This is a genomic window from Mesorhizobium loti, from assembly GCA_014189435.1.
Lineage (GTDB): Bacteria > Pseudomonadota > Alphaproteobacteria > Rhizobiales > Rhizobiaceae > Mesorhizobium > Mesorhizobium loti_G.
Window position 1 is genome coordinate 3,977,157 of sequence record CP050293.1, and the last position, 25,949, is coordinate 4,003,105.

26 protein-coding genes and 1 pseudogene are annotated in these 25,949 nt (G+C 62.2%); 9 read left to right on the plus strand and 18 right to left on the minus strand.

Going from position 1 to position 25,949, the window contains the following annotated elements; all coding sequences use genetic code 11:
- Positions 1–238: 238 nt before the first annotated feature.
- Both HB777_19545 and HB777_19550 read right to left on the minus strand, forming a co-directional pair.
- Positions 239–1,420 (minus strand): cell wall hydrolase, encoded by a 1,182-nt coding sequence (locus HB777_19545; protein ID QND65883.1) that lies wholly within the window; start codon positions 1,418–1,420, stop codon positions 239–241.
- A 142-nt stretch (positions 1,421–1,562) separates the two neighbouring features.
- On the minus strand, positions 1,563–2,855 hold the full coding sequence (locus HB777_19550) for an MFS transporter (GenBank protein ID QND65884.1): 1,293 nt from the start codon (positions 2,853–2,855) through the stop codon (positions 1,563–1,565).
- Between the two features lie 119 nt (positions 2,856–2,974).
- Here HB777_19550 and HB777_19555 point away from each other — a divergent pair, with 119 nt between their 5' ends.
- Positions 2,975–3,892, plus strand: a complete 918-nt coding sequence (locus HB777_19555) for a LysR family transcriptional regulator (protein QND65885.1) — start codon at positions 2,975–2,977, stop codon at positions 3,890–3,892.
- Positions 3,893–3,920: 28 nt separating this feature from the next.
- Here HB777_19555 and HB777_19560 read toward each other — a convergent pair whose 3' ends face one another.
- Both HB777_19560 and HB777_19565 read right to left on the minus strand, forming a co-directional pair.
- The gene (locus tag HB777_19560) at positions 3,921–5,354 is read right to left on the minus strand and encodes a ribosome biogenesis GTPase Der (GenBank protein QND65886.1); all 1,434 of its coding nucleotides are present in this window, start codon (positions 5,352–5,354) and stop codon (positions 3,921–3,923) included.
- A complete protein-coding gene (locus HB777_19565) occupies positions 5,351–6,016 on the minus strand; it encodes a tetratricopeptide repeat protein (GenBank protein ID QND65887.1) in 666 nt (221 codons plus the stop codon). Before HB777_19565 ends, HB777_19560 begins: the two co-directional genes overlap by 4 nt.
- A 214-nt stretch (positions 6,017–6,230) precedes the next feature.
- On the opposite strand from HB777_19565, the gene HB777_19570 reads away from it, so the two are divergent.
- Entirely contained in the window at positions 6,231–7,235 is a 1,005-nt protein-coding gene (locus HB777_19570; protein QND65888.1) for a polysaccharide deacetylase, read from the plus strand.
- Between the two features lie 33 nt (positions 7,236–7,268).
- Here the strand turns inward: HB777_19570 and sbmA are convergent, their stop codons facing one another.
- The 3 genes from sbmA to HB777_19585 all read right to left on the minus strand — a co-directional run bounded on the left by sbmA (position 7,269) and on the right by HB777_19585 (position 10,146).
- Positions 7,269–8,528 (minus strand): peptide antibiotic transporter SbmA, encoded by a 1,260-nt coding sequence (gene sbmA, locus HB777_19575; protein ID QND65889.1) that lies wholly within the window; start codon positions 8,526–8,528, stop codon positions 7,269–7,271.
- Positions 8,529–8,643: 115 nt separating this feature from the next.
- Positions 8,644–9,804, minus strand: coding sequence for an MFS transporter (locus HB777_19580; protein ID QND65890.1), 1,161 nt, complete (start codon positions 9,802–9,804; stop codon positions 8,644–8,646).
- 117 nt (positions 9,805–9,921) lie between these two features.
- Complete coding sequence (locus tag HB777_19585; protein QND65891.1) at positions 9,922–10,146, minus strand: hypothetical protein; 225 nt, start codon at positions 10,144–10,146, stop codon at positions 9,922–9,924.
- A 97-nt stretch (positions 10,147–10,243) separates the two neighbouring features.
- Here HB777_19585 and HB777_19590 point away from each other — a divergent pair, with 97 nt between their 5' ends.
- From HB777_19590 to HB777_19600, 3 genes are read left to right on the plus strand one after another with little or no spacing between them, the layout of a single operon-like run.
- Positions 10,244–11,236 (plus strand): LysR family transcriptional regulator, encoded by a 993-nt coding sequence (locus HB777_19590; protein QND65892.1) that lies wholly within the window; start codon positions 10,244–10,246, stop codon positions 11,234–11,236.
- The gene (locus tag HB777_19595) at positions 11,233–12,489 is read left to right on the plus strand and encodes an aminopeptidase (protein QND65893.1); all 1,257 of its coding nucleotides are present in this window, start codon (positions 11,233–11,235) and stop codon (positions 12,487–12,489) included. The genes HB777_19590 and HB777_19595 overlap by 4 nt, the downstream gene beginning before the upstream one ends.
- A gap of 19 nt (positions 12,490–12,508) precedes the next feature.
- Positions 12,509–12,862: a DUF488 domain-containing protein gene (locus tag HB777_19600; GenBank protein ID QND65894.1), complete on the plus strand. Its 354-nt coding sequence runs from the start codon at positions 12,509–12,511 to the stop codon at positions 12,860–12,862.
- Positions 12,863–13,077: 215 nt separating this feature from the next.
- Here HB777_19600 and HB777_19605 read toward each other — a convergent pair whose 3' ends face one another.
- A complete protein-coding gene (locus HB777_19605) occupies positions 13,078–13,428 on the minus strand; it encodes an ArsC family reductase (GenBank protein QND65895.1) in 351 nt (116 codons plus the stop codon).
- Between the two features lie 154 nt (positions 13,429–13,582).
- Here HB777_19605 and HB777_19610 point away from each other — a divergent pair, with 154 nt between their 5' ends.
- On the plus strand, positions 13,583–15,304 hold the full coding sequence (locus HB777_19610) for a hypothetical protein (GenBank protein QND65896.1): 1,722 nt from the start codon (positions 13,583–13,585) through the stop codon (positions 15,302–15,304).
- A 91-nt stretch (positions 15,305–15,395) separates the two neighbouring features.
- Here HB777_19610 and HB777_19615 read toward each other — a convergent pair whose 3' ends face one another.
- Positions 15,396–15,743: an ArsC family reductase gene (locus HB777_19615; GenBank protein QND68831.1), complete on the minus strand. Its 348-nt coding sequence runs from the start codon at positions 15,741–15,743 to the stop codon at positions 15,396–15,398.
- Positions 15,744–15,900: 157 nt separating this feature from the next.
- On the opposite strand from HB777_19615, the gene HB777_19620 reads away from it, so the two are divergent.
- From HB777_19620 to HB777_19630, 3 genes are read left to right on the plus strand one after another with little or no spacing between them, the layout of a single operon-like run.
- Positions 15,901–16,473, plus strand: a complete 573-nt coding sequence (locus HB777_19620; GenBank protein ID QND65897.1) for a dihydrofolate reductase — start codon at positions 15,901–15,903, stop codon at positions 16,471–16,473.
- Positions 16,470–16,826 carry a winged helix-turn-helix transcriptional regulator gene (locus tag HB777_19625; GenBank protein QND65898.1) on the plus strand — a complete coding sequence of 119 codons (357 nt, stop codon included), beginning with the start codon at positions 16,470–16,472 and terminating at the stop codon, positions 16,824–16,826. Before HB777_19620 ends, HB777_19625 begins: the two co-directional genes overlap by 4 nt.
- On the plus strand, positions 16,823–17,302 hold the full coding sequence (locus tag HB777_19630) for an SRPBCC family protein (protein ID QND65899.1): 480 nt from the start codon (positions 16,823–16,825) through the stop codon (positions 17,300–17,302). Before HB777_19625 ends, HB777_19630 begins: the two co-directional genes overlap by 4 nt.
- 101 nt (positions 17,303–17,403) lie before the next feature.
- Here HB777_19630 and HB777_19635 read toward each other — a convergent pair whose 3' ends face one another.
- The 9 genes and pseudogenes from HB777_19635 to HB777_19675 form a co-directional block, all read right to left on the minus strand.
- Entirely contained in the window at positions 17,404–17,757 is a 354-nt protein-coding gene (locus HB777_19635) for a nuclear transport factor 2 family protein (protein QND65900.1), read from the minus strand.
- A 147-nt stretch (positions 17,758–17,904) separates the two neighbouring features.
- A pseudogene (locus HB777_19640) lies at positions 17,905–18,509 on the minus strand (2'-5' RNA ligase family protein).
- Positions 18,510–18,687: 178 nt separating this feature from the next.
- Entirely contained in the window at positions 18,688–19,773 is a 1,086-nt protein-coding gene (locus tag HB777_19645; GenBank protein ID QND65901.1) for an ABC transporter ATP-binding protein, read from the minus strand.
- The gene (locus HB777_19650) at positions 19,763–20,371 is read right to left on the minus strand and encodes a cupin domain-containing protein (protein QND65902.1); all 609 of its coding nucleotides are present in this window, start codon (positions 20,369–20,371) and stop codon (positions 19,763–19,765) included. Before HB777_19650 ends, HB777_19645 begins: the two co-directional genes overlap by 11 nt.
- Before the next feature lie 269 nt (positions 20,372–20,640).
- The gene (locus HB777_19655; protein QND65903.1) at positions 20,641–21,735 is read right to left on the minus strand and encodes an ABC transporter substrate-binding protein; all 1,095 of its coding nucleotides are present in this window, start codon (positions 21,733–21,735) and stop codon (positions 20,641–20,643) included.
- Positions 21,720–22,586 (minus strand): ABC transporter permease, encoded by an 867-nt coding sequence (locus HB777_19660; protein ID QND65904.1) that lies wholly within the window; start codon positions 22,584–22,586, stop codon positions 21,720–21,722. The genes HB777_19655 and HB777_19660 overlap by 16 nt, the downstream gene beginning before the upstream one ends.
- Positions 22,583–23,467, minus strand: a complete 885-nt coding sequence (locus tag HB777_19665; GenBank protein QND65905.1) for an ABC transporter permease — start codon at positions 23,465–23,467, stop codon at positions 22,583–22,585. Before HB777_19665 ends, HB777_19660 begins: the two co-directional genes overlap by 4 nt.
- A gap of 104 nt (positions 23,468–23,571) precedes the next feature.
- Complete coding sequence (locus tag HB777_19670) at positions 23,572–24,855, minus strand: FAD-binding oxidoreductase (GenBank protein QND65906.1); 1,284 nt, start codon at positions 24,853–24,855, stop codon at positions 23,572–23,574.
- A gap of 111 nt (positions 24,856–24,966) precedes the next feature.
- Positions 24,967–25,872 carry an SMP-30/gluconolactonase/LRE family protein gene (locus tag HB777_19675; GenBank protein QND65907.1) on the minus strand — a complete coding sequence of 302 codons (906 nt, stop codon included), beginning with the start codon at positions 25,870–25,872 and terminating at the stop codon, positions 24,967–24,969.
- Between the last annotated feature and the right edge of the window lie 77 nt (positions 25,873–25,949).

Here is a 25,949-nt window from a genome sequence, read left to right on the forward strand (position 1 = left end):
GGTCAGACCGTCACCGTCCGTCCGCTTCTAAAGTCGCCGGCAACATAGTTAGAGGGTTTGCGCCCGTCAAGCCACGGGCGGAAGTTCATTGCCATGTATTTTAGGCAACAAAATCAATAGATTAGAAAGGTGCGACATCGTGCCCGCCGCGATGGTGGGGATGCATGGCGCGAATCCCCCGGGCAATGGCTCTTCGATCGACCGCGCACCGCACCAAAGATCAGCGGCTGTTGCGCGCTCAGCTCCAGCCGCCGCCATAGGTCCGATAGAAGATATGCAGACCGATCTTGGTCATCTTCTGCATCGTGCGCGCCCAGACGGGATGGACATATTGGGCATAGTAATGGGTCGATGATCCGACTTCCGGGATGAAGATCTTGCCGGCGGTGACGGCCATGGCGATATCCTGGGCGGTCTTGTAGGCGACAGGGCTATCGATGCGCTTCTTCCTGCCGTCGCAGGCGAAGGAGAACTGGCAACGGTTGAACCAGCTGTCGTTCTGGTAGACGACGCCGCAGATCGAATTCGGATAGGCCGGGTTGCGGACGCGATTGAGGATGACCTGGGCGACGGCGGCCTGGCCGCGCACGGATTCGCTCCTCGCCTCGAAATAGATGCCGTTGGCAAGGCATGCCTGCTCCTTCTTGGAGAAGACGCTCGCCGGCAGCGGGTTCTGGATCCACGAATGGTCGCCCTTGACCATCGGCGGAATGAAGCGGCCATCATTGGGCTGCTCGTCCTGAAGCAGGGCTTCGAAGGGCGATGCCTTGGCATAGTCGGGTTCGGACTGCGCATAGGCGGTCGCCAGCACATCCGGATGGTCATTGTTGACCAGCGAAGCGAGCATAGCCGGCACGCCGGGATCCGGCTTCTTGTCCTCGCGCGCATGGAATGCGGCAGCGATCTGGATTTCCTTGCCTTTGATCTGCGGCTTGGCAAAGGCCATCTTCAGGCCGCTGTCCATGCTGGGCCGCAGCAAGGAGGAGGTGCGCTCGAAGATCGAGCCGGCATTGAAGTTCTTCGGCGGCGCCACCGGAGACATCTGGACGATGCGCCCCTTCTTCTCGGCGCGCACGACGCGATCCTCGTCGGGCGTGCCGCTGACCTTGCCGCCCTTGCCGCGAAAGGACACGCTGCCGACACCGGCCAGGTGGATACCCGATCCGGAGATGGAGCCGGTGATGTCGGAATCGACGAAAGGCATCTCGGCCGCATGGGTCGAGCCGGCGACGGATTTCTCGACATAGGAATTCCAGCGGGTGTTCGCTTCGAGGCCGGAGACAAGGCTCGCCATGTCCTGGTAGGCGACGATGGTCGGAAAGCCGATCCAGATGCCGAGGCCGATGATGAACGGGGGCAGAAAGCCACGTTTTCTCTCACCGGCGGCGGCAACCAGCCGCTTCAACACACGTCGATGCACGGAACTCTCTCCAGGAACGCTACAGACCCCACTGGAGAGCAAAATGATGCATTAACCTTGATGGGACGTTAACGGGTTCGATCGGGTTGTCCCGATCGGCCCGACGTCGTGGTTCCGAAGTCGGGCGGTTTTGCGGCCGAACTCAGGCCGGCCGCAGGAAGATCGGCCAGGCGATCAGGGGGCAGATGGCCGCAGCCAGCCAGACGCCGGACCATGACCAGAGGTGCAAGAGCCCCGGGATGGCGATCGGCACCAGGAAGAAGCCGACGAAAACGAAGCTGTTGGCAAGGCTGAGCGCGGTTCCGACATGGCCGGCGCCGGCAAGCGTGGCAAGCTCGGTATAGGCGACGCCGTGCCATGCGGAGACCGAGATGCCTGCAACGATCAGCACGACGGGAAGGACAGCCATCAGGAAGAGCTGTCCGCCTGGGATGGCGGGACCGGCCAGAACCAGCAACCAAAGCACCAAGAAGGCGAGCGCGCTGAGCGCACTGCACAAGCGAAGGAATTTGCGGCGGTTGCCGTGACGGTCGGTAAAGCGCCCGCTCCAGATGCGCATGACCATGGCGCCGATCTGCACGGCGGCGAGGCTCGCGCTGATCGCTGCCGTTCCCAGTCCGACAAAATCATGCAGGAACACGGAGGCGAAGGTGAGCACGGCGACTTGCGGAAAGCAGAGCAGGCCGATGGCGGTCGCGATACGCCAGACGTCGCGATTGCGCAGCGGCGCCGGTCCGGCCACAGTTGCCGCAGCAAGATGGCCCTCGCCCGCCGTCGGCGGCTCGTGCAGCCAGCGCCAGGCGAACAGGGCCGAGAGTGCGGATGCACCCGCCAGAACCCCGAACACCGCGCCAAAGCCGAAAGCCAAGGCAAGCGCAGGCAGCACGAGCGCGCCAAGGCCGCCACCAAGCGGCACCGCCGTCTGCCTGATGCTCATGGCAAAGCCGCGCTCGTTTTCCCGGAACCAGCCCATGATGGCGCGGCCGCTCGAACCGTTGACGCTGCCGCCCAGCAGTCCGGTGATGAGCAGGCTCGCGGAGAGCAGCGTGACGCCGGGAATAGCGGTCCTTGTCGGCACGACCAGCATCGCCATGACCAGGAGCCACGCAGCCGTCGCGCCGAGCCCGATCAAAAGCACGCGGCGATCGCCCCAGCGGTCGGTGAGCAGGCCCCAGGGCAGTTCGCTGAGCGCGACCCCCAGCCCGAGAAGGCCGAGTGCCAGGCCGAGTTCCGCATTGCCCAGATGATAGCCCTGGCGAAGCACGACCGCGGTTGCCGGTATGCCGGAGAAAGTGGCGGAGAAGCTGGCATTGGCGGCAACGCCGATGCCCAGGACCTTCCAGCGATGGCCGGGCTTGAATGCCCTCGCGGCGGAACCGGTATCTTCCGAGAGTTCCGGCAGCTGTCGGTCGGTGCAATCGGCGATGGCGGACATGATTTCATTCCTGTTTCTTGGCCGGCGGTCTGGCCTTGACGGTCTGTCTCTAGCGCCATAGTTTCATCCTTAAAATCAGGAACTTTTGAACTTACTATCCTGAAAAACAGGACTAACATATGCGACGCGTGACATTCGACCTCGACGTCCTGCGCAGTTTCGTCACCGGTATGGAGCTGGGCAGCTTTGCCAAGGCGGCTGACCGGCTTGGCCGATCGACGTCGGCGGTCAGTGCGCAATTGAAGAAACTGGAGGAACAGGCGGCGACGCCGATCTTCCGCAAGTCGGGACGCGGCCTTGCTCTGACCGAAGCCGGCGAGACCATGCTCGGCTATGCGCGCCGGCTGATCGAGCTCAATGACGAAGCGGCATCCGCCATCCACGATGTCGAACTGGAGGGCTGGGTCAGGCTCGGCCTGCAGGAGGATTTCGGCGAGGCGGTGCTGCCTGACGTGCTCGGCCGCTTCGCCCGGGCGCACCCAAAGGTCAAGATCGAAGCCAGGATCGCGCGCAGCCACGACCTTGCCGAACGGATCATGTCAGGCAGTCTCGACATCGCGCTCGCCTGGCACAGCGGCGAGACGCTGCCCTACGGCGAGCATGTCGCCGATGTGCAGATGCGCTGGATCGGTCCGGCAAAACGCATCGAGACCAGCCTGCGCAACGGTGAGCCATTGCCGCTGGTGGCGCTCGAAGCGCCATGCCTTTTGCGCACGGTGGCGACCGAGACGCTCGACAGGGCGGGGCTGTCGTGGCGGATGGCCTTTTCAAGCCCGAGCCTTGGCGGCATCTGGGCGGCGGTTGCGGCGGGGCTGGGGTTGACGATCCGCACCGACATCGGCCTGCCGGCCAGCGTCAGCGCGATGACGCCGGAAATCGCCGGATTGCCGGCGCTGCCCAAGATGTCGTTGTTCCTGCATCGCAAGGACGCAGAGGCCGAGCCGGTGGCGGCCCGCCTCGCCGACATATTGCTGGACGCCGCGCGGCAAGCATTGCCTGAAAATGCCCGGGCCAGCGACCTGCGCGCCGTGGCATGATCATTGGGCGCCAAGGGGGCGCCGGCAATCAGCTGCGTTTCTTGGACCTGCCGGCGAATGGATTGTCCGACGTGCGCAGCGCAATGCGGATCGGCACGCCGGGCATGTCGAAGGCTTCGCGCAGGCTGTTGGAGAGATAGCGGACATAGGATTGCGGCATCGCATCGGGCCGCGAGCACTGGACAACGAAACCCGGTGGCCGGGTCTTGGCCTGGGTGACGTATTTGACCTTCAGCCGCCGCCCGGCCACGGCAGGCGGCGGGTGGTGCGCCAGGATGCCTTCCAGCCAGCGGTTGAGCTTGCCGGTCGAGACACGGCTGTTCCACACCTTGTGGGTCCTGATGACGGCATCCATCAGTTTGTCGAGGCCGCGCCCGGTCTCGCCGGAGACGGGTACCGCCTGGAGGCCCCGCGCCTGGGGCAGAAGCCGTTCCGTCTTCTCGCGCAATTCGGCCAGAAGCTCCTGGGGATGGTCGATCAAATCCCATTTGTTGAAGGCGATCACCGGCGCCCGGCCTTCCCTGATGATCAGGTCGGCGATCTGCAGATCCTGCTTCTCGAAGGGAATGGTGGCATCGAGGACGATGATGACGATCTCGGCGAAGCGGATGGCGCGCAGGCCGTCCTGCACCGACATCACTTCCAGCTTTTCATGGATCCTGGCCTTGCGGCGCATGCCGGCCGTATCGAACAGTTTCAGGCGGCGGCCATGCCAATCCCAGTCGACCGAGATCGAATCACGGGTGATGCCGGCTTCCGGTCCGGTGAGCAGACGTTCTTCGCCGATCAGCGCGTTGATCAGCGTCGACTTGCCGGCATTGGGACGGCCGACGACAGCGATGCGCATCGGCTTGGTGTCGTCATAGCTGTGCTCGGCATCCGGATCGGCGATATCCTCGCCGATCAGAACCTCGCCGGCAGCGACGTCTTCGTCTTCGCCATCTTCTTCTTCGCCGAAAGCACGCGCTTCGCCGAGCGCGCCGATCACGGCGTCGCGCAGGTCGGGCATGCCCTGGCCATGTTCGGCCGAAACAGGGATCGGCTCGCCAAGGCCGAGTTCCCAGGCCTCCAGCATGCCGCCCTGGGCGCCCTTCGCCTCGGCCTTGTTGGCGACCAGCACGACCGGCTTGCCGGACTTGCGCACGATCTCGGCGAAGGTCCTGTCGTCAGGCAACAGGCCGGACTTGGCGTCGATGGTGAAGAAGATCAGGTCGGCCTCGCGGATGGCGATCTCGGTCTGCGCACGCATGCGGCCGGGCAAGGTCGAGGCGCCCGCGTCCTCGAAGCCGGCGGTGTCGATGACATCGAAATGCAGGTCGTAAAGCTTGGCGGCATGGACGCGACGGTCGCGGGTGACGCCCGGCGTGTCGTCGACAAGCGCCAACTTCCTTCCCACCAGCCGATTGAAAAGAGTCGATTTGCCGACGTTAGGTCTGCCGATGATGGCGACTTTGAAGGTCACGACGCACTGCCCGACCCGCGGATCAGCTCGGACATCAACGTTGCGCGCTCGCGGGTGTTGCGCGGGGCGCCGTCATCGGCGGCGATCTGGTCGAACAGCTTTAGCGCATCCTGGGTCTTGCCTTCCTTCCACGCGGAAAGGCCTAGTGCCTCGCGCGCCGTATGGCGCAGCGTGTTGGTGTCGGATGTGAGCGCTTCGACACGGCTGGAGACGTCGGCGAAGGAGCCATGGTCGACAAGCAGGAGCGCTGCCCGCAGCCGCGCCATGTCGCGAATGCCCTGGGGAATAGCCGTGTCGGCGGCGACTTCGTCGAAATCCTTGACGGCGGCGTCGATGTCGCCCTTGTTGGCCTTGACGGTCGCGCCGCGCATGCGGGCGAGCAGCGGATAGGCGCCGTAGCCATCCTTCTCCAACTGATCCAGTGCGGTCAGCGCTTCATCGTTCTTGCCGTCATTGGCCAGCTTCAGCGCCTGCGAGAACGCGTCGCCCGAGCGGTTGGCGCGCGTCTCGTCCCAATAGCGATAGCCGACGAAGGCGGCGGTGCCGAGCACCACGAGAATCGCAATGACAATCAAAGCGGGGCCAAAACGGTCCCAAAGCTTCTGCGCCTGTTCGCGACGCATCTCGTCGTTGACTTCACGGATAAAACTGTCGTCGGACATCTATCAAAACCATTCCTGCCCGGTCGGGCCTTTGTCAGCCCGCGTTTTAGCGAAATTTTGTCGGCATGGAAGGGGTTCAACCGGAAAATCGCCTATTCCCCGGGGCAAACGGATGTTTGCCCCGGGCAAGCAGCTGAAAAGGCCAATCGCACCCACGCCACATTTAGGCGATAGCCGGCTTGCAAACGTTCCCCGAGTAAAGATCAGATTGCCTATGCCTCGTCCGTTCCGCGTTGTTGCGTTTTCGCTTGCCGCGCTCCACACCGGTGGGGCTTTGGCCGATCCGCCCGCGCCACCAGCGCCGGCAAAGCCGAAACAGGTCGTCATCATCTCGTTCGACAGTGCCCGCGACATTTCGCAGTGGAAGCGCAGCCGGGCGCTGGCGCAGCGTACCGGCGCGCATTTTACCTATTTTCTCTCCTGCGTCTTCCTGCTGTCGCAGGAAACACGCAAGGAATACACCGCACCCGGCAAAAGCGCCGGCAAATCCAACATCGGCTTTGCCGCCTCGAAGCAGGAAGTCACCGAGCGGCTCGAGCAGATCGGCCTTGCCGCGCATGAAGGCCACGATATCGCCAGCCATGGCTGCGGCCATTTCGACGGCAAGGACTGGAGCAAGGCCGACTGGTTGAAAGAGTTCAGTTCGTTCGAGCACATTCTCGAGAACGCCTATGCGATCAACGGTATTGCGCCCGAACCTGAGGGCTGGCGCGATTTCGCGCGGCATGCAGTGGTCGGTTTCCGCGCGCCGTATCTGTCGACAGGCAAAGCGCTCTATGAGGCGCTGCCGGCGGCCGGCTATCAATTCGACGCGAGCGGCGTCTCACAGGGCCCTGCCCGACCGACGGCCAGCAACGGCATCATGCACTTTTCGCTGCCGCAGATTCCGGAAGGACCGAAGTCGCGGCCGGTGATCGCCATGGACTACAATCTCTATGTCCGCCATTCCGGCGGTTTCGAGCGGCCGAGCAAGGCGGACGAGTTCGCCAACCGGACCTATGATGCCTTCCGCGCCGCCTTCGACAAGCAGTATGCCGGCAAGCGCATTCCGCTGGAGCTCGGCTTCCACTTCGCGCTGATGAATGACGGCGCCTACTGGAACGCGCTGGAGCGCTTTGCCGGCGACGTCTGCGTGAAGCAGAATGTCGAATGCATCAGTTTTCGCGACTATATATCGCGCCAGGATGCTGCCCAGAAGCAGGCTTCGGTCGGCGGCTGAGCCGCCAACCCGCTTCGATTTCCAACCACGGTTTTAGGCCGGGTCCTCGGCGCCCTGTCTTGCCAGATAGCGTTGATCGATAGCCGGCAGCGGCTCGCCTTGCAGTGTCGCCTCGAAAGCGCGCAGGCGTTTGTGGACCGATTGCAGTTCGACGATGGTCGACCAGGAGGTGAGCAGAAACTGCAGCGACCCCGTCACCTTGCCGAACGCGTTCGAAATCTGGTTCAGCGCGCCGAACGTTATCTTGTGCGCTACCAGTGAGGGCCCCAGGATCAGCAGCGAGAAAATGTTGTCAGCCTGCAGGTAGGTGTAACGGACGACGTTGAAATAGATGTAGTGGAAATAGAGCCTGAAATAATTGTGACGAACATTCTCGAACAGCTCGGCGGTGGTGGCTGGCTGGGCCCGGTCCGCGTGGTCCTCGCCGTAGACGAGTTCCTTGCGATAGGCGGCTTCGACACGCTGGTTGCGGAACTGCAGCCCTGGAAGTTTCAGGCCGGCAACCATGACCGATATCGTTCCGAACAGACACCAGGCAAGGGCTGCGACCACCAATGGCTGCGGGATAGCGCCGATAATCGGCAACTCGGTGATATGGGCCTGCAACTGGATCATGACCGGCAGGAATGCGATCAAGGTCATGATCGACTGGACGAAGCTTGAGCCGAGATCTTCCATGATCTGCGAGAACCGCATCGTGTCTTCCTGGATACGCTGCGAGGCACCCTCGATATGGCGTAGCCTGCCCCAGTTCTCGACGAAGTAGTTGTTCATCGCCGTGCGCCAGCGGAAGATCCAGTGGCTGACGATGAAGGCATTGACCACCTGCACATTCATGCCAACCAGCGCGAGCCACGAAAAATCGGCCAATCCGATATAGAATTCGCCGTTGGTCGACTTTCCAGTCCCCGACATCAGTCCCTGCACATAGTCGAAGAAAGGCCCGTACCAGGCGTTGACGGCGACACTGACCTGCACATTGAAATAGATGAAGAACAGGATGACCGCGGTCATCAGGATCGACCAGCGCTGCCACGGATGCGGGGAATACCAGCTCCAGAATGCGTAGAAGACGAGCACGCAAAACGCGAAGTAGAGATAAAACCACAGAAACGGCGGCGATATGAGGATTGCGATGCCGATGATGGGCGGCGCGCCGGCGGCGGCGGGCGGCAGCCCGAAGACGGCTCCCAACTGCTCGCCTCCAAAGAACCAGAACAGGATTGCCGCAAGGCTCCAGACGGCTGCCGAAGAGAAAAAGAGCTTCGGCTGCGGGAAAAAGGATACGAACACTGTGGCGAATTCCTCGATCTGGGCGCAAATCAGCTGACTATTGCGGGCATAAAGTCACACATTAGAGGGAAAGAAAATGCCCGTGCCTGATGCCTCGCATCGAGCAAGCCCATAATCATGGCGATTTTGGCGCAGCCGACCACGTGATAGCGCCGGAGACGACGAGGACGCCGGCCGCAACAATCGAGGCGAGGAAGAAACCGCCGGACAGTTGCGCCAGAAACCCGGCGGCGACCGGACCGATGATCTGGCCAAGGCCGAACGCAGCCGTCATCAGGGCGAAGATCCGACGCGGCGCGCTTGGCGCCTGCTGCCTGGCGGCCTGCAGGCCAAAGGCGGTGATGGCAATGAAGGTGCCGCCGAGCAAAACACCGCCAAGCAGCGGCCCGGTGCGCCCGCCGATGGCAACGCTTGCGGTGACGCCGACAACTTCGATGAAGCATGCCAGCACATAGGCGGCATAGAGCCCGATCCGCGCGGCGATCTTCTGCCACAGCCAAATCGAGGGAAAGCCGGCAAGACCGGCGACCATCCACACCATCGCCTCGAAGACGCGGCTGCCGCCGCCTTGCCGGACGATGGCGACCAGGAATGTCGCCGTCACCACATAGCCAAAGCCGAACAGGCCATAGGCAATGATGACCTTGACCAACGACCGGTCCATCCGCAGTGCCGGCTCACGGGCGACTTCGCCATTGCTGAGCGGACCCTCGTCGACCAACAACGCCACGAGCACGAAACCACAGGCCGAAATTGCCGCCGACCACAGCCAGCCCGCCGCCCAGCCTGCATGTTCGGTGACCAGCACCGCCATCATCGCCGCGGACACCGCGATGCCGAGGCCAACGCCGCCGAAATGCCACGCCTGCAGGTCGCTGCGCCCGGCAGCGTTTATGTGGCTGAAAACGATGCTGGCCATGAACACCATGACGAAGGCGCTGGCCAGACCGGCCAGAAAGCGGATGACGAGAAAGGCGGCCATCGCATCGGTCAGCCCCATCAGCGCGGCAAGGACCGCACTGGCGCCAAGCCCCGCCAGCATCAGCAGGCGCTCGCGCCCATGCGCCCAGCCGCCGGCCGCGGCCAGCGCGCCGACGAGGTAGCCGAGATAGTTGGCCGACGCGATCCACCCGGCATCGGCCGGCGACAGATGCAATTCCTCCATCATGCCGGGCAGGATCGGCGTGTAGACGAAACGGCCGATGCCCATGGCAACCGCCATGGCAATCATGCCGGCGAGAGCGAAACGCAGCGCTGTTGAGGCGACGGATGTCATTGCAGTGCACAATAGGTGCGCGTGCCGGTGAAACAATCCGCCTTTGGTTGGGCCAGGGCCCTCGCGGGCGCCGTGATCGCCTGGACTTGTGCCTAAATCGGAAGGGGTGTCATCCGCTCAGCAGCGTCCGCCGAAACCGGCATGCAATGAAGCCGTCTCGTGCACGGTCCGCCGTGCCGTCAGCCTGAACGGCACGTCGCCAAGCTCGCGCTCCGACATGGTGTTCAGCACGGGATGCGAAAGCGGATCGGTCAGCCATCTCTGCGCCTCGCTCTCCCGGCGCGGTTCATATGGCGTGCTGGCGAAAAAGACCTTCAGCGACGACGACAAGATCCTCAGCATTTCCGGCTCCACAGGTCTCTGTCTCCCCTGATAAAGTCTGCCGTTTCGACCTCTCTTACAATTGAGATTTCAGCCGGATCGGTTTAGAAAAACTCAAATGGCTATGCTCAACCGCGTCCATCTCAACGGCCTGCGCGCCGTCGAAACCGTTGCCCGCCTCGGATCGCTGGCGGCCGCCGCCGGTGAACTCAACGTTTCCGTCAGTGCCGTCAGCCAGCAGATCAGCCGCACCGAGAAGCAGCTTGGCCAGGCGCTGTTCGAACGAACGGCGAGCGGTCTGGTGTTGACCGAATTCGGCGCCATCTTCGCGACCCGCCTTGGTGCCGGATTTCGCGAGCTTGCCCATGCCGTGGCGCTGGCCGACGACGCGACGCAGTGCACATTGGTGGTTTCGGTGGCGCCGGCCTTTGCCTCGAAATGGCTTTTGCCGCGACTGTCGCGTCACTTCGCCCGGCATCCCAACGTGCTGCTGCGCATCGACGCGTCGGTGCGGCTGGCCAATCTCGATCATTCCGACATCGACATCGCCATCCGGCTCGGCGACGGCAAATGGCCGGGCGGACGGACGGAACTGCTTTTGGCGCAGGAAGTCTTCCCGGTCTGCGCGCCGGCGATCGCCCAAAAACTGAAGTCGATCGAGGATCTTGCCCAGACCTGCGCGATCACCGATGAGCGCGCGATGATCAACTGGGAAAGCTGGTTCGAGACGGCCGGCGTTCCCCCTGTCACCTTCCTGAAGGGCGCGCGTTTCACCGACCCGATGCTGTGCCTGGAATCGGCGATTGCCGGCCATGGCGTGATGCTGGGCTGGCAATTGCTGGCCGCCGATGCGCTGGCCGATGGGCGGCTGGTGGCGCCTTTCGGAATCCGCGCCCAGAGCGGACTCGGCTATTGGCTGGTGACCTCGTCCGCCAGGACCGAAAGCCGCAAGGTCCGGGATTTCAAGGCCTGGATCAAGGAAGAGATCGAGGCGACCATGGCGCAGTTCGGGTCCGCGAATCCAGAACCCGCCGGCGCGATCGCGGTGGAAAGCACCGTGGCACCGGTCTATGTAGAGAAGGACATCAAACTACGACAGGCAGGATCATGACCACACATTCGCGCGGCGTTTCCGCATCGATCGACCCGGTGAAGCTCGACAGGCTGGCGGAAGTCGCCATCAAGGTCGGGCTGCAATTGCAGCCGGGACAGGATCTGGTGCTGACATCCTCCATCGCGGCATTGCCGCTGACCAGGCGGATCGTCGAGCATGCCTACAAGGCCGGCGCCGGCCTGGTGACGCCGATCTTCAACGACGACGAGATGACGCTGGCGCGCTACCGCTTCGGCGCCGATGCCGGTTTCGACCACGCCGCCGGCTGGCTCTATGAGGGCATGGCGAAAGCCTTTTCCAACAATGCGGCCAGGCTGGCCGTGCGCGGCGAGGATCCGTCGCTGCTCTCCGCACAGGATCCGGCGAAAGTGGCGCGCGCCAACAAGGCCAATTCGATGGCGTATCAGCCGGCGCTGGAAAAGATCACCGGCTTCGACATCAACTGGAACATCGTCGCCTATCCGGACCTCGCGTGGGCCAGGCAGGTTTTTCCGGGCGATGCTGACGATGTCGCGGTGGTGAAACTCGCCGACGCCATCTTCGCCGCGTCGCGGGTCGATGTGGAGGATCCGATCGGCAACTGGAAGGCGCACAATGCAGCGCTGCGCAGCCGCACCGAATGGCTCAACGGCCATAATTTCCATGCGTTGCATTTCACCGGACCCGGCACCGACCTGACGGTTGGGCTGGCGGACGGCCATGAATGGATGGGCGGCGCCTCGACCGCCAAGAACGGCATCACCTGCAATCCCAACATCCCGACCGAAGAGGTCTTCACCACGCCGCATGCAAGGCGGGTCGAGGGCCATGTCTCCTCGACCAAGCCGCTGTCCTACCAGGGCACGCTGATCGATGAGATCTCGGTTCGTTTCGAAGCGGGCAGGATTGTCGAGGCCAAGGCATCGAAGGGCGAGGACGTGCTGAAGAAAGTGCTCGACACCGATGAGGGCGCGCGCCGCCTCGGCGAGGTTGCGCTGGTGCCGCATTCCTCGCCGATCTCGGCCAGCGGGCTGTTGTTCTTCAACACGCTGTTCGACGAGAACGCCGCCTGCCACATCGCGCTCGGCCAGTGCTATTCGAAGTGCTTCGTCGACGGCGCCTCGCTCAGCCAGGACGAGATCGCGGCGCGCGGCGGCAACAAGAGCTTCATCCACATCGACTGGATGATCGGCTCCGACAAGATCGACATAGACGGCGTCCATAAGGATGGCCGAAAGGTGCCATTGATGCGCAAGGGCGAATGGGCCTGAGCCGCTTGCGGAGGGTCCGATGACCTTCGACCTGGCGGTCAAGCGGATTTACGAGCCACCGGCACCCGATGACGGGCAGCGGGTTCTGGTCGACCGGATCTGGCCGCGCGGCATCAGCAAGCAGGACGCCGCGCTGGCGCTGTGGTTGAAGGACATCGCGCCGAGCGACGATCTGCGCAAATGGTTCGGACATGAGCCGGCCCGCTGGGCGGAGTTTCAGAAGCGGTATCGTGCTGAGCTGGATGGAAATGAAGAGGCGGTGGGTGAATTGCGCGGCCTGCTCCGCCACGGCAAGGTGACGCTGCTCTATGGCGCGCATGATGAGGCGCATAACAACGCGGTGGCGCTGGCGGGGTATATGCGCGGGGGTTGAGGCTGCTGGAATTTCTGATGCCGGCGGGACAGCGCCCCCCTCTGTCCTGCCGGACATCTCCCCCACGAGGGGGAGATTGGACGTCGCGGCGCTTTCGCCAATTTTCAACGATAAGAAGGGCGAAGGCGCTGAAGCCGCCAATCTCCCCCGTGTGGGGGAGATGTCCGGCAGGACAGAGGGGGGCGCCGTAGAGCGCGGCGGGGCGAGCGTTGGCTCTACTTCACCACCGCCTGCGCATAAACATCCGGCTTGAATCCAACCAGAATCCGATCCCCCTGCTCCAGCACTGGCCGCTTGATCATGGTCGGCTTGGCCAGCATCAGCGCCTTGGCCTTCTTTTCGTCGAGGCCCTGCTTGTCCTTGTCCGCCAGTTCGCGGAACGTCGTGCTCGCCTTGTTGAGCAGCTTTTCCCAGCCGACCTTGCCCGCCCAGCCATCCAGCCGCCTAGCGTCCAGCCCCTCAGCCCTGAAATCGTGAAACCGGTAGGCAACGTCATGGCCCTCCAGCCAGACGCGCGCCTTCTTGACTGTGTCGCAGGTGGCGATGCCGTACATGGTGATCGTCAAAGGATGCTCCTCGATCGGGTGTTAAATTCACCGGCAACCGGTTGACCTAACAAGGTGACCGCCATGGCCCTGCAATCGAGGAACACGATTTGATCAGACCGCGCAGCCATGAACGACAATGAATCCCAAGCTACCAAGCCGATCGGGTCGATCAATGGGCGGCATCTCGGCGCGCTGCGCATGCGACACGGCCAACGCCATCAGTGGCGCACCTGATCCCATTTTGCGTCTGGATTGGCAAGATGCTAACGTGGAGGTGTCATCTCTGGCGGATGTATATGGGGGCCAAGTGGCCACCCTGTTCATCGTCAAATCTCGATACCGTTCCCATCTTCCAGGGTCTGCGATGTTTGTTTTCGGCAGCGGAACAGCCATCATGCGTCGCCGTTGTCCAGAAAGCATCCTGGCAATTTTGCTGCTTGTCAGCTGGGCTCTCATGCTCAGAATGTCGCTTTCGCATGATGTAGTCTACCAGATGTGGGTCGCCCGACAGTTGATCGGCGGGACTAGACTCTATGGCGAGATTGTCGAGCTGAATCCGCCGCTTTGGTTCTGGATGGCGGTTCCGATCGAGCGCATGGCTCAAATTCTAGGCGCGACCGCCGGCGCTGCGGTCGTGACGGCGGTCACAGCGTTCGCGGCGCTCGCCTTGGCGTCTCTTGCTGCCATCATATCTGATGACACAATAGGCCGAAGAATGGTCCTGTTAAGCGCGGCGGGTCTTTCGATGCTGCTCATCCCGCTGGCCGACTTCGGGCAACGCGAGCACCTGGCGCTCATTGGAGCATTGCCATATGCCTTCCTCATTGCGCGGCGCGCCGACGGCGCCGTCGTGTCTTTGAAGACAGCCGCGACTGCCGGTGCCCTCGCTGCAGCCGGCTTTGCTCTAAAGCACTATTTTGTCATGGTGCCGATCCTGCTGGAACTCTGGCTCATATTCCGGCTGCGGCGGACCTGGAGACCTTTCCGACCCGAAACGATGGTGTTGGGAGCCGCCGCCTCGGTCTATGCCATAGCGGTATTCGTCTTTGCGCAAGAATACCTCCGAACAATCGTGCCTATGCTTGCAGCAGCTTATGACGGCTACAACAGTTCACTTCAAACGCAACTGCTCAACCCGCGCGTTCTTTTCTGGGGCCTCGCAGCGATCGTCATCGCTTGCCTCCGGAAGCGCGCGCCATCTGAATCGATTGCGGCGGGCGTGGCGGCCATTGGATTTGCTCTAGCGTACTTCGCACAGCAGAAAGGATTTCGCTATCATACGGTGCCGGTAACCGGGCTGGCTTTCTTCGCGCTCTGCGCAATGTTGAACCTGCACGAACGTACAGCCGGCGCGGCTATCCGACAAACCGCGATCATGGTCGTTGGATTAATACCAGTTCTCTTGGCCGCTCTTCTAGGCCCTTACAGAAATCCCAATGAAGAACCAGTCCTGGCATTACTCCACACGGTCCCGCCCGGATCTCCCGTGATCATGCTGACCGCGAATCCAAGCAACATCTGGCCCATGATCGAGAACCAAGGCCTCGTCTGGCCTTCGAGGCATTTCAGCTTCTGGATGACCATCGTGATGGCGAAGCAATTGAAAGCGGCCGGCCGGCTGACGCCTACGCTAGAGGTAATGGCGGAGAACGTTCGAACTCAAACGGCCGACGATCTTATATGCAATCCACCTGACATGATCCTAGTGGATGATCTGAGCAGGTCAAAAGCCGGGACTTTTGATCTCGTCGCTTTCTTCAGCGAGAATGAGGAGTTCCGTGCGATATTCTCACATTATGCTAAACGCGAATCGGCGATGAATTTTACTGCGTACGCAAAACAGGGAAACTGGAGGCCTGAAAACAGACCGAGCATGTGCAGAAATGTATTCTAAGTGTTTGACCTTGGCGAAATAATGGATCGTGGGAGCGCCACCTCGATCAGGCGATCCTTCACACCCCCTCAGGCCTTTTGGTCTCGCTACGCTACTTCACCGCCTCCTCATAAACATCAGCCTTGAACCCCAACAGAATCCGGTCGCCGACCTCCAGCACCGGCCGCTTGATCATGGTCGGCTTGGCCAGCATCAGCGCCTTGGCCTTCTTTTCGTCGAGGCCCTGCTTGTCCTTGTCCGCCAGTTCGCGGAACGTCGTGCTCGCCTTGTTGAGCAGCTTTTCCCAGCCGACCTTGCCCGCCCAGCCATCCAGCCGCCTGGCGTCCAGGCCCTCAGCCCTGAAATCGTGAAACCTGTAGGCAACGTCATGGCCCTCCAGCCAGACGCGCGCCTTCCTGACTGTGTCGCAGGTGGTGATGCCGTACATGGTGATCGTCAAAAGCGTGCTTCCCTTGGCTGACAAAGCCGAATCCGAACGACAGCCTAAAACCACCCTTCCCGCTTTGCCAGCACCGTGGCCCACGCCGGCGGATTTTTGCGCTTGCCAATACTAAGGATTTTTCCTAAGTAATGCAAAACTGGGAAAGGAAAGAGCCATGGCCAGGATCGTTGTTTCGGAATTGATCTCAATCGATGGCGTGATGGAGGCGCCCGGCGGCGAACCGGGCTACCGGCACACCAACTGGGTCGGCAAGCGGCACGAAGCCGGACAAATCGAATACAAATTCCAGGAAGTGCTCGACCACGAGGCGCTGCTGATCGGCCGGGTTACCTATGAAAGCTTCGCTGGCGGCTGGCCGAGCTACAAGGGCGCGTTTGCGGACCGCATGAACAGCATGCCGAAATACGTGGTCTCCTCGACGCTCGACAAGCCGGCATGGAACAACACGACCGTGCTTCAGGGCGAGCCGATGGCCGCTATCCGCAAGCTCAAGCACGAGTTGAAAGGCGATATCGTCGTTGGCGGCAGCCGCATGCTGGTCAACGCACTCAAACGACACGATCTGGTCGACGAGTACCGGCTGATGGTGTTTCCCGTCATCCTCGGCAGCGGTGCGCAGCTTTTCGACCGGACTGAGGACGCGACCGACCTCAAGCTCGTCGACACGCGCGCCTTCGACAATGGCGCCGTGGTGCTCACCTATCATGTCGAGCGGGCACAGCCATGACCAGCTTGCAGCCTGCAACGCCGACACTTCCGCCAATCGACGGCATCTTTCGCGCGCTTGCCGACCCTACGCGACGCCGCGTTGTCGAACGATTGAACCGCAGCCCCGCTTCGGTCAGCGAACTCGCAGAACCTTTCGAGATGGCGCTGCCGTCCTTCATCGAGCATCTCAAGGTGCTTGAGGTGTGCGGGCTGGTGCGCTCGCAAAAGACCGGCCGGGTCAGGACCTATCAACTGGCGCCCGAGCCGCTGAAACTCGCCGAAAACTGGCTCGCCGAACAGCGCACGCTGTGGGAGCGCCGCCTCGACCAGTTCGACGCCTATGTGATGACCCTCAAGGAGCAGGAAAAATGAGCTATCCCCTCAAGCCGGATCCCAGACTGGACCTTGTGCTGGAGCGCGTCATTGATGCGCCGCGCGAATTGCTGTGGCGCGCCTGGACGACACCGGAGCATGTCAAGCAGTGGTTCACGCCGAAGCCGTGGATGATCACCGACTGCGAGATCGACCTCAGGCCGGGTGGATTGTTCCGCACACGCATGCAGTCGCCAGACGGCAAGGAAGTCAACGACCGCCATTGCTGCTATCTCGAAATCGTGCCTAACGAGCGGCTGGTGTGGACGGATGCGCTGCTGCCGGGCTACCGGCCGTCAGGCGAGCCTTTCATCACCGCGGTCATTTCCCTCCAGCCGGATGGCCGGGGCACGCGCTACACCGCCACCGCCATCCATCGCGACGAGGCGACCCGCAACAATCACGAAGAGATGGGTTTCTTCGACGGTTGGGGCACGGTGGCCGATCAGCTTGCGCAGTATGTGAAGACGATCTGATCTTCTCACATGGCGGCCAGGACGTTGTCCTGACCGCCATGCTTGTTCTCAACCCGGCAGCGAAGAGAGCAGGCTCCAGGAAGCCGGTGGCATTCCCGGCCCTAGTAGTAGAAGCGCTCTTCGGCGATCTTGCCGTCCTTGACCGTGTAGAGGGCAACTTCATCCATGGTGACACGCTCGCCGGTGGCCTTAGGCGTTATGTCGAACTTGAAGCGCACCGCGAACTGGTCGCCGTTGACATAGGGGCCCTCGACCGAGCCGCCATGCACTTCGTTGTTCTCCTGCCACCACTGGCCCTTCTGCCTGAGAGCCTCCTTGCCACGGGCGATGGCCATCGGCCCCTCCATGGCTTCGAGGCTGACGATATCATCGGCATTGTATTTCTCGGCAGCACCGACATGATCGCCCTGCTGGAGCAGTTCGGTGAAATCCTTGGCAATTTCCGCGATGGTCATTTGTGTTCCTCCTGTTCAGACGCATTGCAAATAGGGAACCGCTTGCTGGCCTGCCATCGTCAATCCGCGCCGAAGCTGACAAGCCGTGTCAGGATGATGGATATCGCGCGGAACATGTGACGACGACGTGACGGAGCGATCGGCGCGTCACATCGCGCTCAGCGGCCAACATTCCGGGAAAACGTACTTCTTCAGTCCGCGCAAGCTGTGCACAAGAGCGAACTCCCGTGCAACAAAGCTGATTGGATCGATAGGCTGTTGCGGGATAAGTTTCTGGTCATAGGCAAGCGTCAAATGTGGGACGAATCCGTCTGACGCTTTGAGACCTTCGCGCAACATTTCAGCGCCAAGCCTCCTGCTCAATTCACAAACCTGTCCGTCGTCGGCGAGAAGCACGAACGGATGCTTGGCGGGCTACCCCTTGTCGCCGGGCGGCCGGGAAAGCTCCTGAAATGACGAAAGGTGACCTCGAACTCAGGCATAGCGATGCGCCGCCCCGATCGGGCGGCTGCAAAGACGGTTTTCGTTCGCAACCTCTTGTAATCACCGACGTGCTGCAGGCTAACATGAAACCGATGGTACAGCAGACGGGAGCCGGTTATCCCGCATTGGCTGCATAACCCGTTTTGACAATCGGCAAACCGAGAATAGTCCTTCGGCTGCAAGAACAAGCCGTAGAATACGCGATCCGGCCGTTTGGGCCGCCATGGCGGCTCTGGAATTCCGAAATCGAATTCGCCTTGCAGATACATACGCATACGCCCGACAAGGAACGCTCCCGTTTTGGTCTACAACTAGAACAAAACAGGAACATTCGTTTGAGTCAAGCGTATATTGACCCGAAGTCTACGCCCCATAATCGATGATGCCCTTTGACCCAAGGAAATCGTGGATCGCCCAATCGGCTCCGGTTCTTAAATATCGGTGGGACTAGCTTGGCAGGATGGGGCAATTGGCGCCACGGCGCAGGCGGATATGCGCCACGTCGCCGGCGCTGAATTGAAAACCCTCGGCCTGGCGCGGCGCGTCGATGACGACAGGTGCGCCCTCCCCGAGTTCGGCATGCAGGCGCAGCGTGCGTCCGTGAAAGACGACGCTGTTGACGCGCGCCGGTGCGGTGCCGGGCGCGGCCACGGTCATCGCCAGCAAATCCTCCGGGCGCACGCCAATGGTCCGCACCTCGCCTTGCCCGGGTGACTGGCCGGTTTCAGAAATGGCCTCCAGCGGCAGGGTGCCGGCGGTGAAACGCAAGCGATCGCCATCGCGGCCAATAAACCGCGATTGCAGGAGATTCATGGTGCCGATGAAGCTCGCCACAAACTTCGTGGCGGGCCGGTCGTAAAGGGTGGCCGGCGGCGCGATCTGCTCGACGCGGCCCTTGTTCATGACGACGATGCGGTCGGAGATCGACAAGGCTTCGGTCTGGTCGTGGGTGACCATGACGAAGGTGGTGCCGAGCCGCGACTGCAGCCGCTTCAGTTCGACCTGCATCTGCTCGCGCAGATGCGCGTCGAGCGCCGACAGCGGCTCGTCGAGCAGCAGCACGCGCGGCTCGCAGACGATGGCGCGCGCCAGTGCGACGCGCTGGCGCTGGCCGCCAGACAGTTCCGAGACGCGGGCGCCGAGCTTGTCGGCGAGACCGACCATGTCGAGGGCGTCGCCGGTGCGCTTTGCCTGCTCGGCTCCAGACAGTTTGCGCAGGGACAGGCCGAAGCCGACATTTTCCGCGACATTCATGTGCGGAAACAGCGCGTAGTCCTGGAATACGGTGTTGACCGGCCGGTCGAACGGCCGAAGGGCCGTGATATCGCGGCCGTCGAGCAACACCTTGCCACTCGACGGGCTTTCGAAGCCGGCGATGACGCGCAGGCTGGTGGTCTTGCCGCAGCCGGACGGCCCGAGCAGCGTGATGAATTCACCGCTGATAATGTCGAGGTCGACGGCGTCGAGCCCAACGATGCCGCCGGGAAAAATCTTTGAGACCGCCTGCAGCCGCACAAGGGAATCAAGCGCCATCGCGAACCTCGGACGGCTTCGTGGTATTGACCCAGAGGATCTGGCAGCGCTCGGCGCCCGGATTGCGGAAGGCATGCAAAAGCGTGCTCTTGAACGCAAAACTGTCGCCGGCCTTCAGCACGTACTTTGTCGAATCCACCACCAGTTCGACCTCGCCGGCCAGCACGAAGCCGAATTCATGGCCGGCATGCGCATAGGCCTCGGCCGTGCCGCCGCGGGCTTCCACCGTCACCAGCATGCCGGTCAGCGTCGCGCCGGGCGGCGACAGCAGCGCCTTTGCAATGCCTTCCGATTTCACCGGGATTTGCCGCCGCTTGTCGGCACGCACGCAATAGAGATCGTTGACGGCATCGTTGCCGTCGGCGATCAGCGCCGACGGTTCGATGTCGAGGGCAGCCGCGAGCGGCCAGATCACCTTGACGCGCAGAGAAGACATGCCGCGCTCGATCTGGCTCAATGCACCGATCGACACGCCGGCCTTTGCCGCAAGATCGGCCAGCGACAGGTTGCGCTCCAGCCGTAGCGCCCGCACGCGCCGGCCGACCCGCACATCGGCATCGTCCTTCGGCTTCTCGGTTGCCTCGTTAAGCATGTCCATGCATGGGTCCTCGTTTGCTTTTCCCTTCTCCCCTTGTGGGGTGAGAAGCGGTTTGCGCAGCGAACGAAAAGCCAATTGCTTGGCTTTTCGAACTTCGAACGCCCTGAGCCTGCGAAGGGCCGAGCGTGGTTAGTCGATCCACCCTGCAGGGTCCCCGCTGCTTCGCAGCGTCCCAGCGTTCGCCGGCCTTTCATCGTGCCACTGGCACGATGAATTCCGCTTACGCGAACCGGCTGCTCACCCCACAAGGGGAGAAGGAAGAACCAGCGTCAGCCGCCCGCCTTGACCTTTTCGAACATCTTGGCGAGGTCGTCATTCTGTTTCATCGGTCCGGTGAAGATGGTGGTCTTCAGCATCACTTCCGGGTCGGACGGCAGCTGCAATTTCTCCAGCTCCTCCTTTGGCACGGTGGCAAAGGCGGAACTCAGCGAGCTGCCATAGCCATAGGCCTCGATCAGGTATTTGCCGGAGTCGGCGTCCAGCCGGCTGTTGATGAAGTCATAGGCGAGATCGACATTCTTGGCGTCCTTGAGCATGACGAAGCCGCAGGCCCAGGTCAGCATGCCTTCCTTCGGTTTCATGAACTCGACCGGCACGCCCTGCTTCTTGAGCGAGGTGGCCGACGCGTTCCAGGTCATGGCGGCGACCAGTTGGCCGCTGGCCAGCGCCTGTTCGACGGAGGTCATGTCGGTGGTGTAGTTGGAGAGCAACGGGCGCTGCTCGCGCAGCTTCTCGGCCACCTTGTCCATCTCGGCAGGCGTCATGTCGAACGGATTGACGCCGGCCAGAAGTGCGGCAACGATCGGCGTGTCATGCACGGCGTCGATGGTTGCCATGCGGCCGGCATACTGCTTGTCCCACAAAAGGTTCCAACTCGCCTCCGGGTTCTTCACCAGATCGGTGCGGTAGAGGATCGAGGTGTTGCCCCAGTCCCACGGCACCATCCAGACCTTGCCGTCGCCGGCCTGCAGGTCGGGCAGGTTCTTGAACACCGGGAAGATCGAATCCCAGTTCTTGATGCGCTTGGTGTCGATCGGCTGCAGCAGGCCTTCCTTGTTCCAGCGCGCCACCTTGTCATAGCAGGGATGCGCAATGTCGGGGCGGAAGCCGGCCTTGACCTTGGTGAAGGCGTCGTCGTCGTCACCGAAGATCGAGGCCTCGACGCCATCGGGGTGGGCGGCGAGGAAGCTCTTGTTGAAGTCGGGCAGTTCATAGCCCGACCAGGTGAAATATTGCAGCTTGTCGCCGGCGAAAGCGACGGTCGACGACAGCGCCAAGGCCAGGGCGGCCAGGCCGGCCCGGACCGTCTTTCCGGATATCAGGTGGCCAGATTTCAGGTCGCCAGATTTCAGGTCGAATGCCATTGCAGTTCTCCTCTCTTGGTTTGTTTTGGTTGTGATGGATCGGCGGGCGCCGGCGCGGACAGGCCGCGATGGCGCAGGATTTCGGCTGCTGCCGCGATGACGAAGGACACAGCCAGGATCGTCGTGCCCAGCGCCATGACCGTCGGCAGTGATCTGGGGAACCTGAGCTGGCTCCAGATGTAGAGCGGCAGTGTCGGCTCGGTGCCGGCGAGGAAGAAGACGACGATGAATTCGTCGAAGGAGATCAGGAAGGCCAGCATGAAGGCCGAGACGATGGCCGGCAGGCTGAGCGGCAGCATGACCCGCCGGAACGTCGTCCAGTCGGAAGCACCGAGATCGAGAGCCGCCTCGCGAATGGTCTTCGGGATGGCGGCGAAGCGGCTGCGCATGATCACCACGGTCGTCGGCAGCGCCACCAATATGTGGCCGAGAACGATGGCGATACGCGATGGACCGAGACCGATGAGGTTGATGAGGATCAGCAGCGATATGCCGACGATGACGCCCGGGATCAGGATCGGCAGCCGCGCGATGGCGCTGATGGTGGCGGCCAGCGGCGAGCGGCCATAGAGGTCCATGTAGGACACGGTGATGCCGCAGAGCGTTGCGCCAGTGGCGGCAATGACACCGATGACGAGGCTGTTCAAGAGCGCACCGGTCAGCGCCGAATTGCCGAACAAAGTCGCGTACCATTGCAAGGTAAAGCCTTGCAGCGGAAACGCTGCCTGGATCGAGTTGTTGAAGGAAAACAGCGGGATCAGCAGGACTGGCAGATAGAGAAAGACCAGATAGGCAATGACGTAGACGCCAAGCCAGCCGCCGCCTCGCTGTGTGTGCCGCCCCTCGCTCATGTGCGGCTGCCAAATCTGCGGTCGGCGAAGCGCGCGACCAGCACCACACAGAGGATGACCAGCATGACGGCGACGGAGAGTGCTGCGCCAAACGGCCAGTCATTGGCCTTGCCGAATTGCGCCTGGATCAGTGTACCGATCATGGTGCTGGCCGGACCGCCGACGAGAGCCGGCGTGACATAGTCGCCGACCGTCGGCACGAAGACGACGAGCGCGGCCGCCAGCACGCCCGGCATCGAATTGGGCAGCACGACACGGCGGAAAGAGGTGAATGGCCGCGCGCCGAGATCGGAAGCGGCCTCGATCAGCGATTTCGGGATCGTGTCCAGCGCCACATAGATCGGCAGGATGGCGAACGGCGCATAGGCGTGCGCGAGCGTGACGACGACGGCGGCCGGCGTGTTGAGAAAGGCCAATGTCGGCTCGGACCAGATGCCGCTTTCGATCAGCGCCGAGTTCAGCACGCCATTATAGGCGAGCACGATCTTCCAGGCGAAGACGCGCAAGAGATAGCTGGTCCAGAACGGCAGCGTCACCAGGAACAGCAGCAGGCCGCGCCGCCGGCCGGCGTGGAAGGCAAGGTAGTAGGCGACGGGATAGGCAGTGACGACCGTGGCCAGCGTGACCAGGGCGGCAATGATCAGCGAGCGCAGCGTCACCGTCCAGTACAGCGGATCGGACACCACAGTGACAAAATTCGCCACGGTGAAACCAGCGCCGAGCAGCGAACCGTCATTGGTGCGGAAGGCTAGGAAAAACACGAGGCCGAGGGCAAACAGGATCAGCAGCAAGGTGACCAGCGCGCCCGGCAACAGCATGGCCACGCGGAAGCCCGATGAAGACCGGGCTTCCGGGGCTGATGTTGCAACTATGGCCGACATCGACCTGTCCATCGAAATTTTGAAATTGGCCTAGAATTTTTCATATTCATGAAACTGTCAAGCAGAATCCCCAAACGGAATCCCATTGACAGGAAGCGCCCTGGTCAGCGCTCCAGCGCATCGAGCAGGCGATACCAGGCGATGGTCGCGGCGACGCCGACCTGGCGGAAGGCGTGAAACGGGACCGGCCGGATTGGCGAGACCGGGAAAGGCAATTGCCTGGCGTCGCCACTTTGGAGGTAGCCGGCGATGCGCTCGCCAAGCGCGGTCATCAGGCCGACACCGCGACCCTGGCAACCGACCACGGCCAGCAGGCCCTGCTCCGGCTCGTGGACGTGCGGCAGGTGGTCCGGTGTCATCGCCACCCGGCCGAACCAGCGCTTCTCGATGGCGACACCGGACAGCGAGGGATAGAGCCGTACCAGAGCACGCTCGAGATGCGCCCAGTCGCCAGCGCTCGTCGGCAACGCCATGCGGCCCCGTCCGCCGAGCACCAGCCGGCCGTCGGCGCTCTTGCGGTAGTAGACGAGGATGCGCCTGGAGTCCGACACCGCCTGCCCTTCCGGCAGGATCGTTGCGGCCAGGTTGGGCGACAGCGGCGCTGTGGCGATCTGAAAGGAATGCAGCGGCACGATCGTCTGGGCGAGACCAGGGATCAGGCCATCCGTATAGGCGTTGGTCGCTAGTACGACCGCCTTTGCCTGCAATTCAGTACCGTTTTCAGCCGAAATATGCCAAACGCCGGCGGTATTGGTGAGCCGCACGACCTTTTGGCGCTCGGCTATCCTCACTCCCGCCGCGGCCGCGACACGGGCGAGTTCCGACGTATAGGCAAGCGGATCGATGACACCGGCGCGGCGGTCGAGCCAGCCGCCGAGATAGCCCTGCGCACCGGTCCTGGCTGCAATCTCCGTCGCGCTCAGCAGTTGGACATCGGCGCCCCGCGCCCGCCATTGCCGGTCACGGGTCGCCGCCGCCTTCAGCGCGACCTCCGTGTGCGCCGCCTGGATCCAGCCATTGCGAACGAACGGCACCGCCAGCCTCTCGTCGCGGATCAGTTCGAACACCGCATCGGCGGTCGAGGCGGCAAAATTGACGAGCGCCTCGCCGCGCTCCGGGCCAAAATGCTCCAGCAGCCATTCCGGATCATATTTCAGGCCGGGAATGACCTGGCCGCCATTGAGGCCTGATGCACCCTGGCCGATTTCGCCAGCCTCCAGCACCTGCACGGACATGCCAAGCCGGGCAGCATGCAATGCAGTCGACAGGCCCATGATGCCGCCGCCGACAATGACGACATCGGCCTTTTCGCCACTGGGGAAAAGCGATTGAAACCTGGAAGCCGCCTGCGGCTTGTGCCAGATCGGATCGGAGAATGGTGCGGGCAAGGGGTCACCTGGGATTCATTGGCAAAATGAAAATCCTAGATGTGATTTCACCATTTTGAAAGCGGGTTTTGATCCGGCGGCTCACAGATCGAGCCGAGGGTAAAAGCTATCTCATCCGAACCGGTTGGTCGGCGTGCCTCGAACGCCTGTCCGCACCGCAAACAATCCGCCCTCTTGCGGATTTGCCTGCAAGTGTCCCCTGCTCATGGTAAATCGCGCCGACGTGACGAAGAGAGTGTCGAAATTCTCGCCACCAAAAGCGCAACTCGTAGGCCAGCTGCAGGGCAGGTCCACGACCTTGTCGAGAACTCCATCGGGAGAAATGCGGACGAGGCAGCCGCCGCCCGCAACGCGGCAATTCCAGACATAGCCCTCCGCATCCATGCACGACCCATCCGGCAGACCGCGCGGAAAGCCCGAGAAGAAAGGACGCCTGTCGGTTATTCGCGATAGCGCCCTGTCCCAGCGATAGCGGAACATCTGGTTCTTCATCGTGTCCGCCGTGACGAAGGCATCATCCGCCGTCCAGATCATGGTGTTGGTGATGCCGAAACGATCGGCGCTGAGCGCCTCCACAATGCCGGTCGTGTCGACGCGATAGATCCGCCCCGCATCTCGCGAAATCTCGCGCGGAAGATCGTCCCGGCCGATATTGTTTTCCATGGTTCCGACCCACAATGAGCCGTCTGGGGCGACCACGCCCTCATTCAACCGTGTGTCCGGGCTATCCGGCTCGATCGTCGCGATCGTGCTGAAGGTTTCCCCGAAATCCCACAGCGCCACATCCTTTCGCAGCCCAACGATGGCGCCACCGTTCCTGCACAGGCCGATCGAGGTTGCGAGGTCCGGTGCTTGCCAGCTCTGGTGATCGAGGGTGTCCGGATCGAGCTGATGGATACGCCGCCCGATAATATCCACCCAGATCAGTGTTTTCCTGTTTTCGTCCCAGATCAGGCTCTCCCCGACGACATCCCAGGCATCGAACACGAGAACCGCCCGCATCTCTCCGCTATCCATGCATTGCCTCGTTTGTCGCGCTTGTTGACGTCACTTGACAGACAGCATTTCACAAAGATATAGGCATTTCAAGAAAA